The following is a 24,621-nucleotide window of genomic DNA, read 5'->3' as shown; positions in this document are numbered from 1 at the left end:
TCTGTTTATAGTCGAGCTGCGCGGAACTGAAGCTTGCGCTTTGCAAACTCTGGAAGTAATGCCAAAACCCGGCATTTCTTCCAGAGCACGCAAATGCTCAGCTTCAAACCGTTCCGCTCCGCTCTGTTTTAATAAAAAAGCCGCCTGGAGCACCAGGCCCAGACAGCTTATTTAATTCTTACTTGTTGTCGCTTGCAGGTGCTTCAGCAGCATCCTTAGCGTCAGTTGCAGCGGCATCCTGTTCAGGAGCCTGCTCTTCACCCTGACGACCTTCGATGATAGCATCAGCCATCTTGGAGGTGATCAGACGAACGGCACGGATAGCATCATCGTTTGAAGGGATGATAACATCAATGTCATCTGGGTCGGTGTTGGTGTCGACCATCGCAACGATAGGAATGTTCAGCTTCTGAGCTTCCTTAACGGCAATCCGTTCCTTGCGTGGGTCAACGATGAAGATTACATCTGGGATGCGAGGCATGTCTTCGATACCACCGAGGAACTTGGTGAGCTTGTCCTGCTGCTTCTTAAGAAGAGAAACTTCCTTCTTAGGAAGAACATCGAAGGTACCATCTTCGGCCATCTTCTTGATGCTCTTAAGACGACGAATCCGGGTCTGGATAGTGTTCCAGTTGGTCAAGGTACCACCGAGCCAACGGTGGTTAACGTAGAACTGGCCGGCACGCGTTGCTTCTTCAGCAATGGAGTCCTGAGCCTGCTTCTTCGTACCAACGAAGAGGAACACACCATTATCTGCCGCAACGTCCTTAACGAAGTCGTATGCGTCATCGATCATCTTGACCGTCTTCTGCAGGTCAATGATGTAGATACCGTTACGTTCCGTAAAGATGAATGGCTTCATCTTAGGGTTCCAACGACGGGTCTGGTGGCCGAAGTGGACACCAGCTTCGAGCAACTGTTTCATGCTGAGTACTGACATGGTAAATCCTCCAAAATGGTTTATTTTCTTCTTGCTAACTTCACCTTGCGGAAAGACCCTCTCCGGGCACCGATTCTACAATCCGTTAGCAATGTAAGTTGTGTGCGTTTCACACACTCGACCAGTATACATGAGCTTTTAATTCCACGCAACACCATGGGCGCGTAAATATTGCTCCTTTTTGCTGCGACTTTGATGTTTGAAGTGCCATTCAGCAGAAAGTGCGCTGTGCTCATCGGGATATGTCTCCGTATAAATCAAGCGCACTGGCCGCCGCGTTTTGGTGTACTTAGCACCCTTTCCGGCGTTGTGAGTTTTGACCCGTGCCGCCACATCTGGCGAATAGCCGCCGTAAAAGCTGCCATCATTACAGAGCAACACGTAAAAGGTAAAATGTGCTGCCGCCCGTAATGCGGAGGCTTTGGCCGTAGCGTGGCTTTTGAGTGGTCGCTGGCCAAGGAGTGCCCGCCGGTGTTTCACACCCGCCTGCCGCGACGGCTTATCATTTATTCGTAGTCTAGTCATGAATCAACCGCGCCACCTCATCTGTGTACTCACCGTCGGGGCCATATACCAGCAGCGGTGGCAGGATGCGGACCCCGCCTTCGCGCCCGCTACGCCGCGCCTCAATCAGCACCATGTTGGCTTCCTTACCCGCCTTGGGATAAACGAAGCGAATCCGCTTAGGTGCCAGCTGGTGCGCAGACAGCGTGTGCAGCAATTCCTCCAGCCGGTCTGGCCGGTGCACAATGAAGGCCTTGCCGCCCGTCTTGAGCAGTCCGGCACTGATCCGCGCAACCGTGTCAAAATTAGTCCGTAGTTCGTGCCGCGCCAAAGCCAGCGCAGTGTTCGGATTTTGCACATCCCCGGGACGCACTTTAAAATACGGCGGGTTGCAGGTCACCACGTCCACACTGTCCTTGGCTACATAATCCCACGTGTCTGCCAAGTCAGCGTTAACCACATCAACGCGGTCTTCGAGCCCATTCAGTGCCACGCTACGCTCCGCCATGTCTGCCAGCCGCGGCTGCAGCTCCACTAAGGTCACTTGCTGCTCAGTCCGGCGCGCAACAAATAGTCCCACCGCACCATTTCCGGCGGCAAGGTCAACGACCCGGCTCTTACGGTTCACCTCGGCAAAATTCGCGAGGAGTACCGCGTCTAGTGAAAATGCAAACACACTGGGGCTTTGAATAATCTTAATTCCGGACGAATGTAACTGATCGATCCGCTCATCATCTTTTAGTGGCAAAATGGTCCTCCGTTCTAATTAAGGGGTGGTCCCGGCTATCCGTGACACTTGGAATCCCGTGTATATGATATAATGGCGCCAAAGCAATTCACGAAATGAGGCGAATTCATGTTTTACTCTTTTTTACGAGCTGCAATCCGAGTATTTCTATGGATTATCAATGGTAACTTTCATAGCGAAAATACGGAAGCCCTCCCTGAAGGTAACTATGTATTAGTTGGTCCGCACCGGACTTGGTGGGACCCATTCATGTTTGGGCTGGCGGCATCACCGCGCAAGTTCACCTTCATGGCTAAGGAAGAAACTTTTCACAATCCAATTATACGGTGGATTCTAGTTCATGCCAACGCCTTTCCGGTTAACCGCGCTAAACCAGGCCCCAGCGCAATCAAAACACCAGTCAAGATTTTGCGCAAAGGGGAACTTTCATTAATTATGTTCCCGACCGGTTCCCGCTACTCCAGCGATATCAAGGGCGGCGCCACCTTAATTGCCCGGATGGCCAGAGTGCCACTCGTGCCAGCTGTCTACCAAGGACCACTGCGTTTCCGCGACCTGCTCAAGCGCCAGAAAATCACCGTTCGTTTCGGCGCGCCAATCCCGATTCCAAGCGGCAGAATGGATGACGCCAGAATCGAAGAGGTCAGTCAAAGTATGCAGACCGCCTTCGACAAATTGGACCAAGAGATTGACCCAAACTTCCACTACGTTCCCGATGAGGAGAAGTATCTGGAAGAAAAGGCTAAGGGTAAAGTTTAAGGCTTGAGAGTGGGCCACAATGCGGTCAGCTCCTGAGCATTAGCAAAAATGAGGTGTATTCCCGAACTTTGGGAATACACCTCATTTTCAGGCTAAGCGGAAGGAGTTGCATTGTGGACCACGTTTCCAGGCCGACTCCTCACCATAATTACGAACGGTTAGGAGTCGGCCGGCAGCGATGATCGTCCATCAGTTCCAAGTGCTTATTGTGACCGAACCTCATTTTCGTTAGTCCTCGCCTTCTAAACGTCCCGCTCCGCTCTGTGCGTGAATATTCGTCCCAACTGTGGCACAATATACTAATTAATTACTATTGAAAGTAAGTGGGAGAAGCACATGTCTTTTTGGAAACACATCTTTGCTAAAGCAGACGTCAACCGAGCTAAGTATGCCGACCACCAATTAGTGCGGACCATGACTACGCGAGACCTAATCAGCCTCGGGATCGGTGCCGTCATCGGAACGGGTATCTTCATTCTTCCCGGCACTGTCGCAGCAACCACGGCCGGCCCTGGAATTAGTATTTCCTTCGTCTTGGCAGCGATTGTCTGCAGCCTCGCCGCTATGTGTTACGCGGAATTCTCATCCGCCCTGCCCATTGCCGGCTCCGCCTACGCTTATGGGAACATTGTCTTCGGGCAGATTGTCGGTTGGATCATCGGTTGGGCCCTCATTCTGGAATACATGCTCGCAGTCGCCTCGGTTTCGACTGGTTTCGCTGGGTATTTTGCCAGCTTGCTTTCCGGCTTCGGCCTGCATATCCCCAAGGCAGTCAGCGGTGCTTTTGACCCGAGCCATGGCACTTACGTTAATATCGTCGCGGTAATTATCGTGCTCCTGATCGGTCTGTTGCTGAGCCGTGGCATGAAGACCTCGATGGTACTATCGCGAGCAATGGTGCTGGTCAAAATTGCTATCATTATCCTCTTTGTTAGCGTTGGCCTCTTCTTTATCAAGCCAATGAACTGGCACCCCTTCACTCCCTTCGGCATGAAAGGCGTCCTGGCCGGGGCCGCCACCGTCTTCTTCGCTTACTTAGGTTTCGACGCCGTTTCGGCCAGTGCTCCGGAAGTGGTCAAGCCGCAAAAAACGCTCCCCCGTGGAATCATCAGCACCCTCATCATTGCGACAATCCTCTATGTCTTGGTAGCAGTTGTGCTCACCGGCATGGTAAAATACACCAAACTAGACGTGGCCAACCCAGTGTCATTTGCACTGGACCTCGTGCATCAGCCCCAGCTCGCTGGTATCATCGCGATTGGGGCACTGGCGGGAATGTTCACAATGATGCTGACGATGATTTACAGCTCCAGCCGGCTGGTATACGCAATCGGACGCGATGGCCTGTTGCCGCACTGGTTCGGTGAGGTTAAAAACCAGCTCCCAGATAACTCGCTGTGGACGGTAACCATTATCATTGCCATCATGGGTGGGCTCATTCCGCTAGACAAGTTGGTCAGCCTGGTTAACATTGGGACGCTGATTGCCTTCGCCTTTGTTTCCATCGGCATCATCCCCCTACGGCGTCATAAGGACATTGATAACGATGGGTTCAAAGTCCCTGGCTACCCAGTTGTACCGATTATCTCCTTCATCTTCTGTCTCATCTTCATGAGTCAGTTGAGCCGCGAAACCTGGCTCATGAGTGGCGTGTGGTTCGCAATTGGGCTGATCATCTACTTCACCTATGGCTACCACCACGCGGCAATTAATCACCGAAAAGAGGAACGTAATGCAACAAAATAATAATCTCTTTACTTGGATTGGCCGGCATTTCTTAGGCCTTCTCGCCTTGGTCACTGGTATCTGGTACTTCTTCGTGAGTGGCCCCATTGCGCCGTTTGCCCTCTACACCTTTGGCCTAACTTACGTTGCTTACTACATTCAACGCAACTTGCGCCACCCGCCAGTCATGCTAGTTCAGGCCCGGACTAGTTTGTATTTTGACATTTTTCTGATCATCCTCTTGGCCTTCAACACGTTTGGTAGTGCTAGCACCAACCTGCTGTCGAGCATCGGCATGACGGTCTTCGTGCTCGGCATCCTCGGCACAGACTCCTATTACTACTTCCGGCTGCGGCGCAAGGGCCGGCGGTAAGCAAAATTGTGATTAATTCAACTACACAGAATCCAAAAGCAGCCCGCCATTTGGCGAGCTGCTTTTGTGTCTAAATGATTCTGGACTGTTTTGGAGCACCGTACTAAAGCAAATTTACTTTAGCGAATCCACTCCGGTTTGGAGTTCATACATGTCATAGTAGCGGCCCTTTTTGGCAATCAGTTCATCGTGCGTACCGCGTTCAACGATCCGGCCGGCGTCAAGAACCAAAATCAAGTTAGCATCCTTGATTGTCGAGAGCCGGTGGGCAATGGCAATGGTCGTCCGGCCCCGCCGCATGCGCTTGAGCCCTTCTTGAATCAGGTTTTCGGTCTCAGTATCGATGTTGGCTGTCGCCTCATCCAAAACTAGGACTTTTGGCTCCGTCACGATGGTTCGTGCGAAGGAAATCAACTGACGCTCACCGGAACTAAACTGGCTGCCGCCTTCAATTACTTTCGCGTGATAACCGCCTGGTAGCTGTTCGATGAACCGATCAGCTTGCACAAATTTAGCGGCTTCTTCTACCTGCTCGTCGGTAATGTCCTTATTGAACAGCCGAATGTTGGAACTGATATCGCCATAAAACATGAATGAATCCTGCAGAACTAGGCCGAGCTTCCGGCGTAATTCAGCCATTGGGTAATCACGAATGTCAACATCGTCAATCAAAATTTGGCCTTCACCAAATTCATAGAAGCGCATCATGACGTTGATGATGGAACTCTTACCACTACCAGTGTGCCCAACTAGCGCAACCGTCTCGCCAGGATTAGCAACAAAGCTGATGTCCTTCAGAATTTTGTGCTTGCCATCGTAGGCGAAGCTGACATGTTTGAACTCAATTTTGCCTTGCGTCACCATTGCGTTCGCACCAGGATTCTGTGCTGGGACGTACTGTGTGTCGTCCAGTATGTGGAACATTCGACTCCCGGCAACGACCCCGTCTTGGAGGAAGGTCAGGTTATCCATCATGTTAGTCATCGGGTTGAAGAAGTTGGCAACATACGTCGTGAAGGCATAAACCATTCCGGCTTCAACAAAGCTGTGCATACTCATCAGGCCAAATGCGGCCAGAACGACGACCAGTGCCAGACTGTAGAGTAAGTTGATCATTGAGCCCAGGAGCAGCGAGTTGGTGCGAATCATCGCTTTACGACTACGCAGGTAATCCTCGTTAGTCGCTTCAAACTCATCGCTGATCCGCTTCTCCTGCCGGAATTGTTGAATGATGCCGATACCTTCAATTGATTCGTTCAACTTGGTGTTCAGTTCGGACAGTTTCTCCCGCATGTGCCGGTATACCCGACTGGAGTAGTGGTTGTAGTACCAAACCGCCACAGCGAGAATCGGCAGGAAGGCGAGCACCATGAGTGCCACTTTCGGCGCCCACTTCAGCATGACCACGAATGAACTAATGATACTGAACAGACCCACCAGAATGGTTAACCACACGTTCCAGAAGTCAGACATGGTTGAGGTATCGTTGGTGACTCGGGACACGATGGACCCGGCCGGCGTCTGGTCGAAATAGCGCATCCCGAGTGTTTCCAGCTTGGCAAAAAGAGCCCGCCGTGCGTCTTCAAGGCCGCGTTCGGCCCCCATCTGAAACAGGAAGGACTGCACAAACTGAGAAAAGGCCTTCAGAATCGTGCCAAGAGCATAAAGCGCGGCGACCGCCAGAATGATTTTGACACTAGCACGCTGCTTAGCCAGGTACTTATCCATGTACTCCTGCAAAATATATGGCAGCAGGATGTTCATCCCTGCCAAGCCGGCAGCACCGACAATGGCCCCAATGAACTGCTTCTTGTACGGCTTTGCATAAGTCATCAAGCGGCCCATGATTTTGACTTGCTGCTTGAAGGGAATACTCTTTGCCCAAGCGGACTTATATTGATCAGCCATTGTTCTCACCCCCGATTTTGCTTTCTAGTTGCTGCAGTGACCACATCTCGGCGTACCAGCCGTTCTGCTTGAGCAGCTCGTCATGGGTGCCGCGTTCGATGATGCGGCCGGCTTCGAGCACGATGATCTCATCAGCGTGCATCACGGAACTGAGCCGGTGTGCGGCAATAATGGTCGTCTTGTTGGCGCGGTCGCGCTGCATGTTCTCCAGAATTTCCTCTTCAGTTTTTGCGTCAACAGCGGACAGTGCGTCGTCCAAGATGAGCAATTCGGGTCCGTTGATCACCGCCCGGGCAATCGCGAGCCGTTGCTTTTGCCCCCCGGACAGACTGACACCGCGCTCACCGACAAGCGTGTCGTAACCATCGGTGAAGTGCATGATGTCTTCGTGGACGGCAGACTCCCGCGCGGCCTCCTCAATGTCGGCCTGAGCCTTGTTGTAAGCACTGAAGCGAATGTTATTGGCAACAGTCGTGGAGAAGAGGAAATTGTCCTGTGGTACGTAACCAATCGAATCTAGCAGTGCATCAAGCGTGTAATCCTTGATGTTGTGGCCCCCGAACTCAATCGCGCCCTTGTAATTGTCGAATTCCCGCAGCAAAAGCTTGAAAATGGTACTCTTGCCGGCACCGACTTTGCCGACAATTCCTAGCGTCTTGCCGGCTTGCAAATTAAAGTGCACGTCAACCAGCGCCGCGTCGTCGTCACCTGGGTAACTAAACTGATCTACTGAGTAACGAATGTCGCCGTGAGCAGGAGCACTGATTGCCTTTGCGGGTTCGATGATCGTACTCTTTTCCGCAAGCAGTTTGGCAACCCGGTCGTAGGAAGCGTTTCCCCGTTCAAGAATGTTGAAGAGCCTCCCAATGGCAAACATCGGCCAAACTAATCCGGCCACATAAGCCACGAAGGAAACCAGCTGCCCAATGGTAATCTGGTTCGCAATGACCAAGTGTCCGCCATAGATAATGGTAATCACGTAGGTGAGCCCCATGATCAAGGTCGTGCTTGGGTCGAAGAGTGAGTCAATGAAGTTAACCTTTTTATTGATGTTAACGGTGCGGTCAACGATGCCATTGAAGTCAGCAAGGTCCTCTTTTTCCTGACCAAAAGTCTTGATGACCTTCACCCCGGACACTGATTCTTGCGTCTTATCGTTCAGCCGTGAAAAAGCCGCTTGTGCTTCGGTGAAGGCATCGTGCAGATGTTTACCCAAAAACCGCGCCATGAGTGCCAGCAGTGGCATCGGCAAAATAGCGACTATAGTCAGCCGCCAATCAATGAACGCCACCATGGCCACCAGCGTTGTGCCCCCGGTAATAATGGAGTCAAACAACGTCAGCACCCCAGCCCCGGCAACGTTTTGGATCGCGTTCAGGTCGTTGGTAGCGTGGGCCATCAAGTCCCCCGTCCGGTGTTTCTGGTAGAAGGTGGCGTCCATTTTCATGAAGTGCCAAAACAGCCGGCTCCGCAACGTCCGCTCAAGCAGCGCCGCGCCACCCCAGATTTGCACCCGCCAGGCGAAACGGAACAGATACTGGGCGACTCCAGCAAACAGCATCAGCCCTAGCCATAAAACCAAGTGGTGCGCGGTGACGGTGCGCGTATTCATCGCGTCGACCATCATCCCAATAATCTTTGGTGGTACCAAGTTGACTATGGCGACTAAGAACAGTGCCAGCACCCCAATTGCGTAGCGGCGCTTCTCCTGCTGGAAGTACCAGCCCAGTTTCTTAAAGATTCCCATCGCTAATTCACGACCTTTCTAGATCGATAACACATTAAAGATTGCTCCGACAATCTTAGTTAATTTTTAATCAATTTGCAAGCGGACAACGCCTTTAATATGCCGGTATTGCCAAATCAAAAAGGCTTAACGGACAGTTGGGGTGCTTCGTGTTTAGCACGAGCAAGCTAACGACTGTCTAAGCAAGCTCTAAGGTTGCTTCCCAATTAACTGCTAATAATGAAATTTTACCCACAACAAAAGGCTCCCATCCGCATAACGGATAAGAGCCTTGGTATGGTAATCGCAGCAAAAGTCAGAATGAACTACTTCTGTTTCTTCTGTGCAACCTTCATCTGCTGCATCATCTGGTTAAGCTTCTTCTCAGAAGGCTTAGCACCCATCTGCAACATCATGGTCCGCAGCATATCTTCGTTAATAGGAGGATTATCCTGGAAGTATTTCTTCATGTACCAGCGAGCCCCATAAAAGCCCGCGACTGCACCGGCTAAAGCACCGATGACCAATCCAAACAAAAACATCATCATAGCAAGTTCCCCTCCTTTTTATCACAGTTTATATTGTGCCAAAGATGAAGCGCTTTGCAAAGGGCTAATCTTTGCGTAAGCCCCGTTTACGCTGAATCTCGACAAGTTTTTTCGGTGTTACATCGTTTCCGTTCTTATCGACGAACTTGGTTTCTTCGACTTGTTGCCGCATACCGGCCCGAAAGTCGGCCAGAAATGCCTTGCGCAATTCAGCCTGTTCAGCTGCTTCCGCGTCTGTTAAGCCGGATTCACGCTTCTTTTTAGCCAGCGCGTTGATCCGGTCAATTCGTTCTTGTGGTTGTGATGCCATTAAGCAGCGCTCCTTCCACTTTTATTCACGCAGCAGGGGTGAACCCCACTTCGCTCTGTGAACAGAAAAAGGCGACCGGAACGGCCGCCTTTGCGTATGAATAATTAGATACGCTTTTCCTTGATACGTGCAGCCTTCCCGCGCAGTGCACGCAGGTAGTAAAGCTTGGCACGACGAACGGCACCATGGCGGGTAACTTCAATCTTCTCAACACGTGGTGTGTTAACAGGGAAAGTCCGTTCAACACCAACACCTGAACTGATCTTACGAACAGTGTAAGTAGCTGAAACGCCGGTACCACGACGCTTGATTACAACGCCTTCAAAAAGTTGGATACGTTCGCGGTCGCCTTCAACGATCTTGGCGTGAACACGAACGTTGTCCCCAACGCGGAAGTCTGGAATATCATCGCGCAGTTGGGCCTTGGTAATATCGTTAATAAGCTGGTTCATAGTAGTTCTCCTTTGTCGACTTTCATACACCCTCCCGGGGCCAGCGGAACATCGGATTTTTTATGTGGGTCTACCCCACAAGCAAGTATTATAACAATCCGCCAAGGGGTTGTAAAGCGCTAGTCCTTGTCAATCCGTGGTTCCATCAACAAATCTGAGATTATTGTGCACTATCCTTACTTACAGGCTGGTGCCAGTTTTCGCCGATGTGGTCTTCCGCAGACGGCTTGATGCACACGTACAGTAAGAACAGTCCAGTAGCAAAAGTAGCCAAGTTAACAGCAGAGCTAAGAATGCCCAAGTTAGTCGGCAATAAGCCCAGCACGTCCGTACCCACACTGAGCAGCACCCAGTACGGATTCCACCCCGCATCGCGAATCCGGCGCGTGCTCAGCGATAAGGAGGCAATATAGAAGAATACCTGCACGATGATTGCCACAATTGCTAACAAATTACCGTGGAAAAGTAACGGCACTGGGTGTGCATACCGCAACAAGCTGTTTTGGAGCCCCGCAGGCAGCAACATAACCACCGTGATTAAAATAAAGCCCCACGCAACTAACCACCAATATTCTGGCCGCCGACTCTTACCCCTAAAGTCGAACGCACGCCGCACATACACAACTGGGGCGAGCAAAAACCCAACTTTTCGTTCTTTCATGTTAACTCCTCCATATCTGGGCCGGTGCTTTCCAGGACACCGCGACCACATATTTATACTCAGTGAATCAACCAACCCGTCCCCAACGCGCGAGTTTCTCTATATCGGTTCACTAAAGCAATTATAAGCGCTTACCCTGAATGCCAAAATCAGTCCAAAGTCTCAATGTGGCCGGCCTTTTTACAAATGTTTCCAGAAACAACCATTATTGCGGCAAACTATTGCTGAGGTTCTCACTGAAGCTAACATCCGGATCAATTTCAGGGTTACTAAACCAGCCCGAACCCACATTGACAACATCCCCAACAACGAGATCCCGGACATTGCGCGCCAGCAAACGACACTGCCGTTCATCCGGATACGCGCTCGCCACCATCTGGCTCAACAAGGTCGCAAACTGTGTATACACTTGGGTGAGCTCAGGGTACGCATCCGTCCGGGGCATCGTGAGGACGAACAAACTCAAATTGATATGGTCAAGGGCTAGCCGCCGCCAGGTTTGCGCCAGCATGATAATTCCTGCACGCCCCGCTGCTCCGAAAAGCTGGCTCTGCAGTCTCTGGGTCAGCTGCACAATTACTTGCTGTACGATTGCATAACTAAGATCCGTTTGGTTAGCAAAATACGCGTATAACGCCTGGGAGCGCGTTCCCAGCTGCCGGGCGACAGCCGCAAAACTTAGCGGCTGCCCAGCATCAATTATTGCAACACCTGCAGCAATAATGCGTTCTTTTGATAATAAGTGCCGTGGCATAAGCCGTCCTCCTTGCGTCATCAGTTTGACAGATACACTATGTATTCTATAATTACACATTGTAATTAATTATGATGTTCATGTTCCAGAAACAATGTTACACCACAAACTACGTGAAGAAGGCTTCATTATGCATTTTGTTCTACTCACTTGCATCGGCTTACTCGTTGGCACCATCGTGATTCTGTTTGGCGGTGGCGGTGGCGCGATTTATTTGGGGATTCTTACTGGTGGTTTCGGCATTCCGGCCGCGGCCGCAGCAGCCACGTCCTTAATTACCTCACTCTCATCACTGATGATTGGTGCGTGGCGGTACCACCAGCAGGGCCAGATTCAGACCAGAATCGGTACCCAAATGCTTATCCCGGCCATCCCCGCGGTCATCATTGGAGTCATGCTCAGTAAGTTCATTCCCACCCCTGTTTACAGCTGGCTGATCGCCATCGTGTTGGTTGCGCTTGGCGTGGGGATGCTCAGCCAAAAGTCCAAGCAAAAAGGGCCAAACACTACAGACCCCCACGTGCGCGTAAAAGCTGGTGCTTACGGGATCATTGCGGGCCTCATGGTTGGCGTCGCCGGCATGAGTGGCGGCGGGATCATTCTTGGCGGACTGTTCTTACTCGGACTCTCCGGTTTTGACGCAACCGCGACCTCCGCCTACGTGCTGGTATTTATGAACATTGTCGGCAGTCTATTTCACATTGGTAGCGGCCAAGTCGCCTGGAGCGTTGGCTTGCCCCTGATGATCGGCGCGATGCTTGGTGCACTCATTGCGCCCCAACTAGCATTACGCTTGCGGAACACCAAGGTAGCAGTCTACATGAAACCCGTCATGGCGGTGCTGCTGATTATTTTGGGGATTAAATCCGTCTTCTAAACCAATTAGCATAAAAGGCTGGGCATTTGCCCAGCCTTTTATGTTTTCATCGGCTTTAATCAGCAACCGTCGAAACGAGATGGACCTGCTTCACAACTACTTGTTCGTAGGCATAACCCTCATCCGTCCCGCTAATCGTTGCGTGACCAGATTCAGGAATACTGCTGTAATCCAAATCACTGAACACACAGTTGACGCGGGTCGCGCCGCCATGTTCGTCACCCAGTTCAATGCACGGGAGGCCAAACATGTCCGGACCCACATACGTGATTGGACCACTAACCGTTACTGCTTGCGGCTGCGCCCCGTAATCCTCACCTTTACCAGCGTGCTGCTGGAACAATTCTTCACTATCGACAACGAGCACTGTACTTGCCTCCTTTTTTCACGTGCAAGTAGCTTAACATTAGAATAGTTGTATTTCAAACTAAAATAAAAACGGCTCGCCTAAATTTGGGCAAACCGTTAGTCTACTCATCAAGCTTGCGCATGGCATTCAGCAACCGTATGCTGGCTAGTGTAGTGCAACATCTGGGTCATCAGCCGTAACCCGGATCAACTCTGGCTTACTGTAGAAGTAACCCTGGCGAACATCCAATTCCATTTTGTCCGCCCAATCTACATCTTCCTGGGTCTCGATACCCTCAAGCACAAAATTCATGTGGTGCCGGGTTGCCAATTGCCGCCAGAAAGTCACGTGTTCGCGCGTTGTCGCATCAGCTAGCGTTTCATGCCGATTCTGCAATGCGTACTTCATTTCTTGCACATAGTCGAGCAAAGGCTCTACTTGCGGCCAAGTGTTCTGCCCAGTACCCACGTCGTCTAGCGAAAAGTTGATCCCGAGGTCGGTGAAGCCCTTGATCATCTGGATCAAGCCCGGCAAAGTCACATCGTCACCACCACCGGATTCAATCAATTCAACGATGACGCGGGTTGGGCGCAAACGCAGCTGCACCGTCTTCAACGCCTGCCGCATTTCGGGAGAATTAAGCTGATCAAGCGTCAAGTTAACGGAAACCGTGTTCGTTTTTGTAGCCAGCTTTTCCGTGGTGAGCAACAACTGCCCGGCCACTGTCTGCGCTGACAGCTGATTGAAATCACGCGGTGTCTGCCAGTAACCATCTTGATAGTACTTCAGCAGTAATTCGAAACCGATTATCGTGTTTGTATAGACATTAAACTGTTGTTGTGCAAAATAGCGATATAATGGTTCTGACATAAGTTTGACCTTCACTTTCCAAAAGCGTCCCATATCAGAGTTTAACATAGCAACGTTCAATATAATTAATGTTGGGGGATTTATCTAATGCAAGTTATTGTTATTGGCGCCACTCACGCTGGTGTCGCCGCGATTAAAACGGTCTTAAAATACAACCCCACTGCTGAGGTCACCGTGATTGAGCGCCACGCCGAGGTGTCTTTTGTAGCCGGCGGTGTGCCGCTCTACTTAGAAGGTGGCATCAGTAGCCTCAACCAATTGATGTACACTAGTGTGGCTGATTTGACCGCGCTGGGGGCCAAGATGCTGATGCAACACGATGCAATTCGGATCGATTACGATCGGCAAGAGGTACTAGTTCAAAATCTGCAATCGGATGAAATCCTCAGCTTGCATTACGACAAAATCATTCTTGCGACTGGATCAGCTGTCGTCGTGCCCTCAATGCGCGGTGTTGACGCTCAACGCGTGATGATGGTCAAGGATTATCAGACGACGATGCAGGTGGTCAAGGCAACCAAGGCTAACGAACGCATCACAATCATTGGCGGGGGCTATGTCGGCACCGAACTCGCGGCGGCGCTCGCTGCCAGTGGCCATAAGGTGACCTTGCTCCAGCGGAACTCACACCTCTTGCCCTTGTATTACGACACAGACATCGCCCTTGAAGTTCAGAACTTACTAGTCGCAAACGGGGTCGACATTCATCTTAACGCAGCAGTCACGGGCTTCAAAAACGGCGTCGACCTGCAAGTCTGCACGGCAGACCACGAGTACCCAAGCGACCTGGCACTAATTTGTACGGGCTTCGTTCCCGTTTCCAACCTCGTTGCCGGCCACGTTGATCTGGATCGCCGCGGTGCAGTGGTAACCAACGATTATGGTCAAAGCAGCGACCCGAACATTTATGCGGCCGGTGACGTCCGGGCGGCGCACTCCACTGTTCTGGGCAAGGAAATCTACCTCCCCCTAGCTTCCAACGCGGTGCGTCAAGGGCAGCTGGCGGGTCTCAATGTTGCCGGGCGGCACATCCGCGATCGTGGTAGCCAAGGATCAACAGCGTCCAGCTTCTTTGGCCACATTTTTGCATCGACTGGCCTTACCCAGGAGGAAGCCGAGAGGTATGGGCTGGACGTGCGGGCAACGACATACACAGACTGGTGCCGCATGCCGTCAATTCAGCCCAACGGCAAAATTACTGTCCGCTTGGTCTTCGCCACTGCCACTCACCGCATACTGGGCGGCCAGTTGCAGAGCATGCAAGAAGATATAGTTCAGGCGACCAATGCTCTTTCGGTCGCAATGGAGAACAAGAACACCTTGGAAGACCTCGCTGCGGTTGACATGCTCTTTCATCCCGAATACAACCGGCCACTGAACTACCTCAACGCCGCCGCGCAACAGGCAATTGACGAGGTCGGCCTGCTAGACGATCCGGAATAAAATGTCCCGACAAAAATAAACCTGTTCCAAATTAGCGAAATCACGTTAATTCGGAACAGGTTTTTATTTTTGTAATCTAATCGTCTTCAGAAAGCCCCAGTTCGCGTTCCCGCGCCTTGGCGTTCTCCTCACCCTTGACCTCGCGCAACAGCTTCTTAGCGTCCTTATCGAGCTCTAAGCCCTCCAGCAGGTCGGGCCGCCGCAGGTAAGTCCGGCGCAGACTTTCCTTCAATCGCCACCGATTGATCAACTGGTGGTTACCATTTTGGAGGACGGCCGGGACATCCATGCCGCGATAACTAGCTGGCCGCGTGTACTGCGGGTACTCCAGCAAGCCATTCTGGAAGCTGTCCGTGTGCGGAGACTCGGAGTTGCCAAGCACGCCTGGCAACAGACGCGCTGTCGCATCGATCATCGCCATGGACGCAATCTCGCCCCCAGTAAGCACAAAATCACCCAGGGAGAACTCATCAGTTACTAAGCTGCGAATCCGCTCATCATAGCCTTCATAATGGCCGCAGATGAACACCAGGTGCTCTTCATGCGCCAATTCATCGGCAGCGGCCTGGTCAAACTTCCGGCCGGCTGGATCGAGCAAAATCACGCGCTTCTTCGTGGCGTCCCCGCCATCCGCAGCGTATTTTACGTCCAGCGCGTCCATTGCTTCAAACAGGGGCTCCGGCTTCAGCAGCATCCCCGCCCCGCCACCGTATGGCGTGTCGTCAACGTGCTGGTGCTTGTCGTGCGTGTAGGACCGGAAGTCGATCAGGTTCAGGTCAAGTAATCCGTCCTCGGTTGCCTTACCAATGAGTGATTGTTCAAGTGGTGCAAACATATCTGGAAATAAGGTTAATACATCAATTTTCATCTGGATCGAGACCCTCCGGAATATCCACAATCGTCTTTTTGTTCGCGACGTCGACCTGCAAAATTACCGAATCAATGTACGGCAACAACAAATCAGACTTACCTGGCCGCCGCACGACCCAAACATCGTTCGCACCTGGGCTCAGAATCTCGCTGATGGTACCCACCTTGATGCCATCTTCAGTCTGCACCTGCATCCCGATCACATCCTTGTAAAAGAACTCGCCGTCGTTAAGCGGTGCTTTCTCAAGGTGATCCGCCTTCACGCCGAGTAGCTGGCCCTTGTACTTCTCAACATCATTAATGTTGTCGTAGCCTTCCAGCGTTAGCAAGTGCATGTCCTTGTGCACCCGGTGGCCGCTCACAACGACCCGCAGCTCGGGCTTGGTCAAAATGTAGAGCTCGGCGCCCTTCTTGAAGCGTTCATCGGGAAAATCGGTCGTGGCCATAACCTTGATTTCACCCTTGATACCGTGCGTGTTAACGATTTTGCCCACGTGGTAATATTCTGGCATGTTGATCTCCTTATAATTGTTGATGCTCGCTTTGCTTTTCATTTACGTTGTCTAATCGCTTTACGCTAAGCCGCGGATGTACTCCATGCAGAAATGTCGACTTGAGTGCTCATCTCAGCCTAAATAGCGCAAACGTTCTTTTTCAATCTACCGCAATTCGTTTTCAGTCGCAAATATAATCCGATTAAGGCTGCCATTTACGCAACATCTATTGAGTGGCTGCCATTTACGCAACATCTATTGAGTGGCTGCGTACATACCGTTACATTGCGCGCCTATTTTTTCGCAAACGCAACGTTAATTGTTGCAAACAAGGCTACCACCATGAAGACAAACATGATTGCTAAAGAATGGTTATAAGCAATTACCGGATTACTCAAACCAGCAGTCATCATTGTGATCACGGCAAGCCCGGCCGAGCTACCGACTTGGTGCATAGTGTTGACGACCCCGGAGGCAGATCCAGCAATATCAGGAGTCGTGTTGGCCACCCCAGCAACGGTCAAAGTGCTCATCGCAAGTCCCTGACCAATTCCCAAAATGACCATTGGCACCGCGAGCCCCAATAGAAAGCCACTTTGAACTTTAGTAATAGCGGCCCATAAAATCCCAAGCATAGTGATGAACGTCCCAACAATCATAATTTGCGTGTTCGAAAAGCGTTTATTTAATCTAGAAACTGCGGTTGCAGAAATAAATTGGGGCAACGTCTGCAGTAGAAAAGCTACTGCGGCCATCAGCGGTGTGTAATGATCAACACTTTGCATGACTTGCGGGGTCAGAAAAAAGTAGGAAGTCATGGCACCGAGAAAGAAAAACCGCGCAAGATAGGCGCTGCTACGTTCACGATTCTTGAAGAGCACAAGCGGCATCAATGGCTCTGCCGTCCGCTGTTCCTGCCAAATAAACACAACAATCAACAAAACACCCAGAACGATTGTGGGAACTGGATATGTAGCTCCATTGATACCATAAATAATCGCTACAATCCCTAGAACTGACAAAATTGCGCCGGACCAATCGATTGTCCCCCGCGCACGCTTACTACGCGGAATGAATTTCTTAGCCAAGATAAATAGCACAATGCCAACGGGTCCGTTAATCAAAAAACCGATTCGCCAAGAAAAATAGCTGGCAATCAGGCCGCCGATGATTAGGCCGACACTGCCCCCCAGCCCACCGGTTGCCCCGTAGTAGACGATAGCTCGCGTACGCATTGAACCAGCATAACTATCAATTAGGAGGGCTAAGGTGGTTGGCGCTAGAATTGCTGCGCCGATTCCTTGGACAGCGCGCATGCTAATTAGCATCGCGCCATTGACAGACATCCCAACCAAAAGCGACGCAGCACTAAAAATGACCAGACCAAGCAAGAAAACCTCCTGACGACCAAAGACATCCCCCGCTCGCCCACCGAGCAGAATCATCCCGCCAAAAGTTAACGCATACGCATTGCTGACCCACGAGAGAGTCTGTGCGTTTAGTGACAAATCCTGAGCCAGTTTGACTGAACTCGTGTATACAATTGCATTATCGAGAAGAATCATAAAATAACTAATCAGAATAATTGGCAACACAATGCCAAATTTTTTATTTTTCGTTTGCTCCATGTGTTAATCCTGGCTTTCTACCACATAAATTTTATATTCAAATAATTACATTACGCTTATTTCCTTTTTAAATCAAGTTTCAGCAGCATTGGTATACCAGTTGTCCGTTACAGTTAACTGTAACGTCGGGGGACACTTAATCGCTTAGCGCCACTTGATTTAATCGCTAAATCCAGCCAGCAGCAACGCTTATGGTCAACTAAGTTACTACATAGGTTGCTTAATGGTATTCTGCATTTCAGGTGTAATTATGAGCTATACCAGAGGTGGTACAGTTGTTATTGATAAAAAAGCCATCATTCTAATTTAATATATTCGAGTCAATACGATACTCGCGAATCGCCATATAAATAAGTGCTGAACCTTATTTTGCTGGTGTTATCATCTCGGTAAATAACAAAGTTCAAAACTATGACATTACTCTTTGGTTAAAGCTGCTGCACTTACGAAGCAAATCCAGCGTACAAAAAAAGATCGGCTTACACCGATCTTTCTTAATGCCTTTTCCGGGTGTCCACAATGTTCAGACGAACCCGTTTGGCGTATGGCGAACGCACGCCGTAAACTACGGAGCGCAATGCCTGCGCGACCCGTCCCTGGCGGCCGATGACGTTACCGACATCTTCCGGCGCAACTGACAGGTCGAACGCCATGTACTCAGCGGTCTCATGAGCCTTAATGGTCAGCGTGTCCTGCTGTGTTAACAGCGGCCGCACCAGCGATTCAATCAGCGGCGCAATCTCGACCATATGACTTACTTGCTGTAGCGAGCTTCGTGGTACTTCTGAAGGATACCTTCAGAAGAAAGAAGCGTGCGAACAGTATCTGAAGGCTGTGCGCCCTTCTGGAGCCAGTCGAGAACCTTGTCGTTATCAAGCTTCAAGGTGATTGGTTCTGTAAGTGGGCTGTAGTAGCCGAGCTGTTCGATGAACCGGCCGTCACGAGGTGAACGGCTGTCTGCAACAACAACACGGTAGAATGGGTTCTTCTTTGAACCCATGCGCTTCAAGCGAATCTTAACTGACATGTTTGTATTTCCTCCTAGTAATTCTTAACTCGTATAGAATACCAGAGTCCATGGCAGGTGTAAAGGGGTTTTTCTTTACATGGGCAGAAAAGTGGCAAAATCCTCGTTTCCAAGTATCTGGGTCGCTCACGAATACCATTCTAAAAAGAATTATACCAAATTTGCTGGCCCGTTTACGATTACAGTAAAATGCTTCCCCACCACCAGGGTATTCGCGTCTGGTAGTGAGAAGGCATTTGCCAAGTTAATAATCTAGTCGCGCTGGTGCTTCCGGAATACGAAGCCAGACATTGCCGCGACAAGCACGAGTCCTAACATGGACAGGAAGTTTTGCTTTTGTTCTCCTGTTTGGGGCAGGTTACGCGCTGGGTTCCGTACTCCTTGCGCAGGCTTGACCGCCTTTACTGCTTTGCGGGTCGGCTTCGTGCCGGTCGCCACAAACGTGTCCGCTAGCGGAGACCGCGTCCCATCAGTCCCATCGGCCCTTGTACCGTCCGTGCCGGTATTGGTATTACCGCCATCACCGCCAAAAGTATCTGGTAGCTCAGGCACGTCAGGAGTCTCAGGAACATCGTTGCCAGGCCCATGTGGTTTTTCACCATTCGGCACAGGTGTATTTGGACCAACTGGCACGTCTGGCACCGTTGGATTCTGATTGTAAACTAAGGTCAGTTCCATCACATTGCCACGGAAAGTCCCAGTGGTCGTTTGCTGATTAGAATCAACTAGAGTGTACCCACTGATTGCTGGTGCATTGACCGTAAAGGCAGCACCCTGCGCCCCTGTCTGGGTCGTGTCAGCTTGAAGGGCGTGCCCATCTCCATCGACATAATGCACAATCAACAGTACGACCCCATCTTCGTCAGCCGGTACACCGTCTTTCAGGTATCGCAACGTCAGGTCCATTTGGTTGCCAACGTACTTGCCGGTAGTTGTCTGCTGGTTTGAATCGATCAGACGGTAACCAGGAATGGTCGGCGCATCGACAGTAAATGACTCACCCTGCGCCCCACTTTGGTTGGTATCAGTTTTGATTGTGGCACCATTTTGGTCGACATAGTGCACAGTCAGATTCGCATCCATTGCCTCATCGGGCACCGCGCCGTCCTTTAGATAGTGCAACGTCAGCTCCATGTGGTTGCCAACGTACTTACCAGTAATTGTCTGCTGGTTCGGATCAATCAGACGGTAACCAGGAATGGTCGGCGCATCGACAGTGAACACTTCACCCTGCACACCACTTTGGTTGGTATCAGTTTTGATAGTAGCACCATTTTGATCCACATAATGCACGGTCAGGTTCGCGTCCGCAACCTCGTCGGGAACCGTGCCGTCCTTCAAGTATTTAAGCGTCAGCTCCATCTGGTTGCCAACGTACTTGCCGGTAGTTGTCTGCTGGCTCGGGTCAATCAAGCGGTAACCAGGAATGGTCGGCGCATCGATAGTGAACGTTTCACCCTGCGCCCCACTTTGGTTGGTATCAGTTTTAATTGTGACACCATTTTGGTCGACATAGTGCACAGTCAGATTCGCATCCGTTGCCTCATCAGGCACCGTGCCGTCCTTCAAGTACTTAAGCGTCAACTCCATCTGGTTGCCAGTGTACTTACCAGAAGTTGTCTGCTGGCTCGGGTCAATCAAGCGGTAACCAGGAATGGTCGGCGCATCGACAGTGAACGCATCACCCTGCGCACCACTCTGGTTGGTATCAGTTTTGATTGTGGCACCATTTTGGTCGACATAGTGCACGGTCAAGTTCGCATCCGTTGCCTCATCAGGCACCGTGCCGTCCTTTAGGTAGGTCAGCGTCAACGTCATCTGCGCACCAACGTAGGTACCCGTGGTTGTCTGCTGACTGGCATCCACTAGGCGGTAACCATCAATGGCTGGGGCATTAACCGTGAACGCTTCGCCCTGAGTACCACTTTGCGTCGTATCCGCTTTGATGGTCTGCCCGTTTTGATCAACGTAGTGCACGGTCAGGTTCGCAACATCATCGTCAGGTAGACTGACCTTGTTGTAAGTAACCGTCTGCATTTGATCGGCTGGATCAGCAGTACTTCCGGCCAGAGTCCAACCTGCCGTTGGGGTGTCCGCCACGTAACCGGCAATCAGTGGGCTAACTTTCGTCAAATCAGTTTTGTCGGGTGTCCAAGTAATCGTTTTACTGTCGGGGTCATATTTCCCGGTCCAAATGACAGTCTTCGTCTCGTCCGCAGGTGTGGCGGAACCGGCACCCTGATAGTGAATGGTGTAGTTGGTCGCAACACTCAACTGAATCGGCTGCACAGTCGCCGTCTCGGTGGTCAGGATTGGTGCTGTGGGTACCTTCGTAGCAAAAGTAACGTTACCAATTCCTTGAACTGGTATGGAATTGGTCGTACTTCCATCAGGATTGGTTGGATCATAGAACGTGTAGACAGTCTCGGTAACTCCTTTTTGGAGAGCCCACAACTGACCTCTAGGGTCCGTGATTTCGCGTCCGGCACCAAAGGTTGAAGTGAACGTGCCGTCATCACCCTCGACAATATCACTACCATGCAGTTCAGAGTCATACCCATTGTTAATCTTGACCCCTTGCTTACCGTCGATGTCACCAATCCCAACAATCGCATCAATTGTAGCAGGGGTGCCGTCAGCATAGAAGTATTCGAGGCGCGCTGTAATGTTGTCGACCCAGTGCGGAATAAAACCAATGTCCGTGCTCTTAGAATCTTCTTTTACGGAATCAACTTCAATATACGGCGCGTGACTACTGCTAATAGTGGCGTTCGGATCAGTATTTGCGTCTTTGTTTAGCGTCACAGCAGTAATCGATTCACGAATGTTGATTGACTTACCCGTTTTGGAATCGGTGAAAACATTCGTATATGTCCAACTCGGTAGATTGCCATTGGTCAGCAAGGGATTATCAGGCTCCGTAATGTGTACGGTGCTCTTATTCATGTTGATTAACGTACTGTTCTTAACCGCATCTGAAGCAGCCTCACGATCAGCATCTGTAACCGGACTGTTGATGTCTGTTTTACCAGCAAGAAAATTAGTTAGCTGATCAGAGGTCCAATCATCGTTTGTTGAACTGATCTCAACGGTTTGGTTGTCATATGCGGTTTTGGCTTGCTGATAAACAGCGTTATCACTATCCTGCTTAGTTTTGGCTGTATTTAGAGCATCAATTTGATCCGCATAAGCGTCCTTTACACTGTCAACTGCAGCCTCGAGCCCTTGAGCAAGGCCATTGGAGCGATCAACCGTCTGTGTTTGCGTAGGCTTTGTAGTAACGTTCACCCCGGCGGAACTGGCAGCCAGCTTTGCTGAGTCCAAACCAGTGCTAGATTGACGCAACTCAGCAGTTTGCTGACCCTCAGTGGCGGTTGTAGCTGCAGAACTGGGCACTGCTGCAGGAGCGGCAGAGTTTGCACTATCCGTTGCAGAATCATCATTAGCATCGCTCTGTTGCTGAGATGCAGAACTAGTTTGACTGCGGCGATTTAAATTCTCGCTTGTCCCCTCCGCAGAGCTTTTACTACCAGACTCTTGATTCTGAGTACTCCCGACTTGTCCACTAGTTAGTGTGTTAATCTCACCACTGACAGGGGCACTATTTTTCGCGCCAGCAACCTGATCAGGTTCAGTTCCACCAGTCGTCGCAGCAAAACTTTGGCTGACGGTGAATAGACCACCCGCACCAACCGCCAGTGTTACGACACCAGCAACGAGCCATTGGCGGCCAGCCTTGTACATTCTAAAGTGCTCTTTACGATCCTGACTATCTTTAATCAGTTTGGACTGATTAAATTCTCTATTATTCTTCGTCATGTTCAAGAACCTCCCAATCACGAGCCCGAATCCGGACGTAGCTACAACGGAACAAATCAAAGCAACATAACCAGTAGTTTTGCTAAATAAACTGGTTGATAGCGCTCCCTCACTACATATAATTATAGGAATTCGTGCTGGGCATCTCGGTCGGAAAGAACAAACCAATGTATCTGGTAATAATATAACCTTAATTATTTCTTAAACAGTTCATAAGCTATTAATGTAAAAAAGCATTTCCCACCCTGTCTCAAAAAAATTGTTAGCAGAAGGGCACCGGCAGAGCGGACCACGCATGACCGACCGCCGCAACTGAAACAACGCGCAGAAAGAAAATCCTCTCTGCGCGTTGCAAACTACGGCTTTAATTTTTTTAGCTAATTATCTGAATACTAGGACTTAAACCGCTTGGCGTTCTTCAGCCGGCGCTTCTTTTGCTTCTGCTGGCGCTTGACCATTGAGCCCATGGCCATCTTGCCGATTTTGCCCTTGATGCCACCGCCCATCATCTGTTCCATGCCAGACATGTTACCCTTGCTCATCTGGTTCATCATTTTCTTGCTGGCGTTAAACTGCTTGATCATGCGGTTAACTTCAACAATCGGCCGCCCAGAACCAGCTGCGATACGCCGGCGCCGGGATGGGTTCAGCAGGTCGGGGTTGGTCCGCTCTGCTTCGGTCATCGACAGCACAATGGCCTTGGTGTGAGCCATGTCCTTAGGGTCGATCTTTATATTCTTGAGCTGCGGGTTGCTGGCCAGGCCGGGAATCATCTTGATGATGTCTTCCATCGGGCCCATGTTCTGAACCTGATCCATCTGCGAGATGAAGTCGTTGAAGTCGAAGGTGTTCAGCTGCATCTTCTCAGTCAGGTCTTTGGCTTGCTTCTCGTCAAAATTCTTCTGGGCCTTGTCGACCAGGGTCAGGATGTCCCCCATCCCGAGGATTCGGTTCGCCATGCGGTCAGGATAGAACACGTCCAGCGCGTTCATCTTTTCACCCTGCCCGGTGAACTTGATTGGCTTGCCGGTGACTGCCCGAATTGACAGCGCGGCACCACCACGGGTGTCACCATCGAGTTTGGTCAAGACAACCCCGGTAATCTCGAGTTGCTCGTTAAAGCCCTTGGCCACATCAACAGCAGCCTGCCCGGTCATAGCATCGACAACGAGCAGAATTTCGTCTGGCTTGGCAATCTCCTTGATGTCGGCAAGTTCCTGCATCAACTTCTCATCGATCTGCAAACGGCCGGCAGTATCGATCAACACGTAATCATTGTGATCAGCGCGGGCCTGTTCCATCCCCTTACGGACGATTTCCCGGGGATCAACATCGGTGCCCATCTCAAAGACAGGCGCGTGCACTTGCTGGCCAACGACCTGCAACTGCTTGATTGCGGCTGGCCGGTAAACATCGGCAGCAATCAGCAGTGGCCGCGCCTTCTCGTTTTCTTCAAGGTACTTGGCCAGCTTACCAACCGTCGTGGTTTTACCAGCCCCTTGCAAACCGGCCATCATGATAACGGTCGGAATCTTCGCGGACTTGTTCAGCGGTACTGCGGACTCACCCATGGTCTTGGTGAGTTCATCGTTAACAATTTTGACGATTTGCTGTGAAGGGTTGACCCCGTCCAGAACTTCGGTACCAACCGCCTTTGCCCGGACATTTTTGACGAAATCCTTAACAACGCCCAAGTTGACGTCGGCCTCAAGTAAGGCCAGGCGAATCTCGCGCATCGCGTCGCGGACATCACTCTCGGAGATTTTGCCCTTTCTGCGTAAACCAGAGAACGTCTTCTGCAGGCGCTCAGTTAAACCTTCAAATGCCATTAATGCT

The 24,621-nt window shown here is 50.8% G+C and carries 24 protein-coding genes; 5 read left to right on the top strand and 19 right to left on the bottom strand.

The features are described 5' to 3' along the window. Positions 1–178: 178 nt before the first annotated feature. The 3 genes from rpsB to GN107_RS04715 all read right to left on the bottom strand — a co-directional run bounded on the left by rpsB (position 179) and on the right by GN107_RS04715 (position 2,192). Positions 179–940 carry a 30S ribosomal protein S2 gene (gene rpsB / locus GN107_RS04725; RefSeq protein WP_155286643.1) on the bottom strand — a complete coding sequence of 254 codons (762 nt, stop codon included), beginning with the start codon at positions 938–940 and terminating at the stop codon, positions 179–181. Between the two features lie 138 nt (positions 941–1,078). Then, the gene (locus GN107_RS11355; RefSeq protein ID WP_230678552.1) at positions 1,079–1,321 is read right to left on the bottom strand and encodes a GIY-YIG nuclease family protein; all 243 of its coding nucleotides are present in this window, start codon (positions 1,319–1,321) and stop codon (positions 1,079–1,081) included. Positions 1,322–1,457: 136 nt separating this feature from the next. After that, positions 1,458–2,192 (bottom strand): tRNA1(Val) (adenine(37)-N6)-methyltransferase, encoded by a 735-nt coding sequence (locus tag GN107_RS04715; RefSeq protein WP_155286645.1) that lies wholly within the window; start codon positions 2,190–2,192, stop codon positions 1,458–1,460. 108 nt (positions 2,193–2,300) lie between these two features. Here GN107_RS04715 and GN107_RS04710 point away from each other — a divergent pair, with 108 nt between their 5' ends. The 3 genes from GN107_RS04710 (at position 2,301) to GN107_RS04700 (ending at position 5,049) form a co-directional block, all read left to right on the top strand. After that, a complete protein-coding gene (locus tag GN107_RS04710; protein WP_155286646.1) occupies positions 2,301–2,951 on the top strand; it encodes a lysophospholipid acyltransferase family protein in 651 nt (216 codons plus the stop codon). A gap of 336 nt (positions 2,952–3,287) precedes the next feature. Further along, positions 3,288–4,697, top strand: coding sequence for an APC family permease (locus GN107_RS04705; RefSeq protein WP_155286647.1), 1,410 nt, complete (start codon positions 3,288–3,290; stop codon positions 4,695–4,697). After that, positions 4,684–5,049, top strand: a complete 366-nt coding sequence (locus GN107_RS04700) for a hypothetical protein (protein WP_155286648.1) — start codon at positions 4,684–4,686, stop codon at positions 5,047–5,049. The genes GN107_RS04705 and GN107_RS04700 overlap by 14 nt, the downstream gene beginning before the upstream one ends. Positions 5,050–5,163: 114 nt before the next feature. On the opposite strand, the gene GN107_RS04695 is transcribed toward GN107_RS04700, so the two are convergent. The 7 genes from GN107_RS04695 to GN107_RS04665 form a co-directional block, all read right to left on the bottom strand. Next, the gene (locus GN107_RS04695; RefSeq protein WP_155286649.1) at positions 5,164–6,957 is read right to left on the bottom strand and encodes an ABC transporter ATP-binding protein; all 1,794 of its coding nucleotides are present in this window, start codon (positions 6,955–6,957) and stop codon (positions 5,164–5,166) included. After that, positions 6,950–8,704, bottom strand: coding sequence for an ABC transporter ATP-binding protein (locus tag GN107_RS04690; RefSeq protein ID WP_155286650.1), 1,755 nt, complete (start codon positions 8,702–8,704; stop codon positions 6,950–6,952). The genes GN107_RS04695 and GN107_RS04690 overlap by 8 nt, the downstream gene beginning before the upstream one ends. Before the next feature lie 305 nt (positions 8,705–9,009). Beyond that, positions 9,010–9,231 carry a YneF family protein gene (locus tag GN107_RS04685; protein ID WP_155286651.1) on the bottom strand — a complete coding sequence of 74 codons (222 nt, stop codon included), beginning with the start codon at positions 9,229–9,231 and terminating at the stop codon, positions 9,010–9,012. A gap of 64 nt (positions 9,232–9,295) precedes the next feature. Next, complete coding sequence (locus tag GN107_RS04680) at positions 9,296–9,541, bottom strand: DUF896 domain-containing protein (RefSeq protein ID WP_155286652.1); 246 nt, start codon at positions 9,539–9,541, stop codon at positions 9,296–9,298. 104 nt (positions 9,542–9,645) lie between these two features. Beyond that, complete coding sequence (rplS, locus tag GN107_RS04675) at positions 9,646–9,993, bottom strand: 50S ribosomal protein L19 (RefSeq protein ID WP_155286653.1); 348 nt, start codon at positions 9,991–9,993, stop codon at positions 9,646–9,648. Positions 9,994–10,153: 160 nt separating this feature from the next. Then, positions 10,154–10,654, bottom strand: a complete 501-nt coding sequence (locus GN107_RS04670; protein ID WP_196246249.1) for a DUF805 domain-containing protein — start codon at positions 10,652–10,654, stop codon at positions 10,154–10,156. A gap of 205 nt (positions 10,655–10,859) precedes the next feature. Beyond that, positions 10,860–11,408 (bottom strand): TetR/AcrR family transcriptional regulator, encoded by a 549-nt coding sequence (locus GN107_RS04665; RefSeq protein ID WP_155286655.1) that lies wholly within the window; start codon positions 11,406–11,408, stop codon positions 10,860–10,862. Positions 11,409–11,538: 130 nt separating this feature from the next. Here GN107_RS04665 and GN107_RS04660 point away from each other — a divergent pair, with 130 nt between their 5' ends. Further along, positions 11,539–12,285 (top strand): sulfite exporter TauE/SafE family protein, encoded by a 747-nt coding sequence (locus tag GN107_RS04660; RefSeq protein ID WP_155286656.1) that lies wholly within the window; start codon positions 11,539–11,541, stop codon positions 12,283–12,285. Positions 12,286–12,340: 55 nt separating this feature from the next. Here the strand turns inward: GN107_RS04660 and GN107_RS04655 are convergent, their stop codons facing one another. Further along, on the bottom strand, positions 12,341–12,652 hold the full coding sequence (locus GN107_RS04655; protein ID WP_155286657.1) for a hypothetical protein: 312 nt from the start codon (positions 12,650–12,652) through the stop codon (positions 12,341–12,343). 147 nt (positions 12,653–12,799) lie between these two features. After that, the gene (locus GN107_RS04650; RefSeq protein ID WP_196246250.1) at positions 12,800–13,504 is read right to left on the bottom strand and encodes an EAL domain-containing protein; all 705 of its coding nucleotides are present in this window, start codon (positions 13,502–13,504) and stop codon (positions 12,800–12,802) included. A gap of 87 nt (positions 13,505–13,591) precedes the next feature. Between GN107_RS04650 and GN107_RS04645 the strand changes: the two genes are divergently transcribed. Beyond that, positions 13,592–14,947 (top strand): FAD-dependent oxidoreductase, encoded by a 1,356-nt coding sequence (locus GN107_RS04645; RefSeq protein ID WP_155286659.1) that lies wholly within the window; start codon positions 13,592–13,594, stop codon positions 14,945–14,947. Between the two features lie 76 nt (positions 14,948–15,023). On the opposite strand, the gene trmD is transcribed toward GN107_RS04645, so the two are convergent. The 7 genes from trmD to ffh all read right to left on the bottom strand — a co-directional run bounded on the left by trmD (position 15,024) and on the right by ffh (position 24,614). Next, the gene (gene trmD / locus GN107_RS04640) at positions 15,024–15,815 is read right to left on the bottom strand and encodes a tRNA (guanosine(37)-N1)-methyltransferase TrmD (protein ID WP_155286660.1); all 792 of its coding nucleotides are present in this window, start codon (positions 15,813–15,815) and stop codon (positions 15,024–15,026) included. After that, positions 15,805–16,329, bottom strand: coding sequence for a ribosome maturation factor RimM (gene rimM, locus GN107_RS04635; RefSeq protein ID WP_155286661.1), 525 nt, complete (start codon positions 16,327–16,329; stop codon positions 15,805–15,807). The genes trmD and rimM overlap by 11 nt, the downstream gene beginning before the upstream one ends. 275 nt (positions 16,330–16,604) lie before the next feature. Continuing rightward, on the bottom strand, positions 16,605–17,939 hold the full coding sequence (locus tag GN107_RS04630) for an MFS transporter (RefSeq protein WP_155286662.1): 1,335 nt from the start codon (positions 17,937–17,939) through the stop codon (positions 16,605–16,607). A 494-nt stretch (positions 17,940–18,433) separates the two neighbouring features. Further along, on the bottom strand, positions 18,434–18,688 hold the full coding sequence (locus GN107_RS04625) for a KH domain-containing protein (protein WP_155286663.1): 255 nt from the start codon (positions 18,686–18,688) through the stop codon (positions 18,434–18,436). 5 nt (positions 18,689–18,693) lie between these two features. Next, positions 18,694–18,966 (bottom strand): 30S ribosomal protein S16, encoded by a 273-nt coding sequence (gene rpsP, locus GN107_RS04620; RefSeq protein WP_155286664.1) that lies wholly within the window; start codon positions 18,964–18,966, stop codon positions 18,694–18,696. A gap of 252 nt (positions 18,967–19,218) precedes the next feature. Further along, positions 19,219–22,785 carry a MucBP domain-containing protein gene (locus GN107_RS04615; protein WP_155288052.1) on the bottom strand — a complete coding sequence of 1,189 codons (3,567 nt, stop codon included), beginning with the start codon at positions 22,783–22,785 and terminating at the stop codon, positions 19,219–19,221. Between the two features lie 392 nt (positions 22,786–23,177). Continuing rightward, a complete protein-coding gene (ffh, locus tag GN107_RS04610) occupies positions 23,178–24,614 on the bottom strand; it encodes a signal recognition particle protein (RefSeq protein WP_155286670.1) in 1,437 nt (478 codons plus the stop codon). Between the last annotated feature and the right edge of the window lie 7 nt (positions 24,615–24,621).

The organism is Lacticaseibacillus zhaodongensis, from assembly GCF_009687905.1.
Lineage (GTDB): Bacteria > Bacillota > Bacilli > Lactobacillales > Lactobacillaceae > Lacticaseibacillus > Lacticaseibacillus zhaodongensis.
Note: the sequence above shows the minus strand (reverse complement) of the source record. Positions and strands in the feature narration are given on the sequence as shown.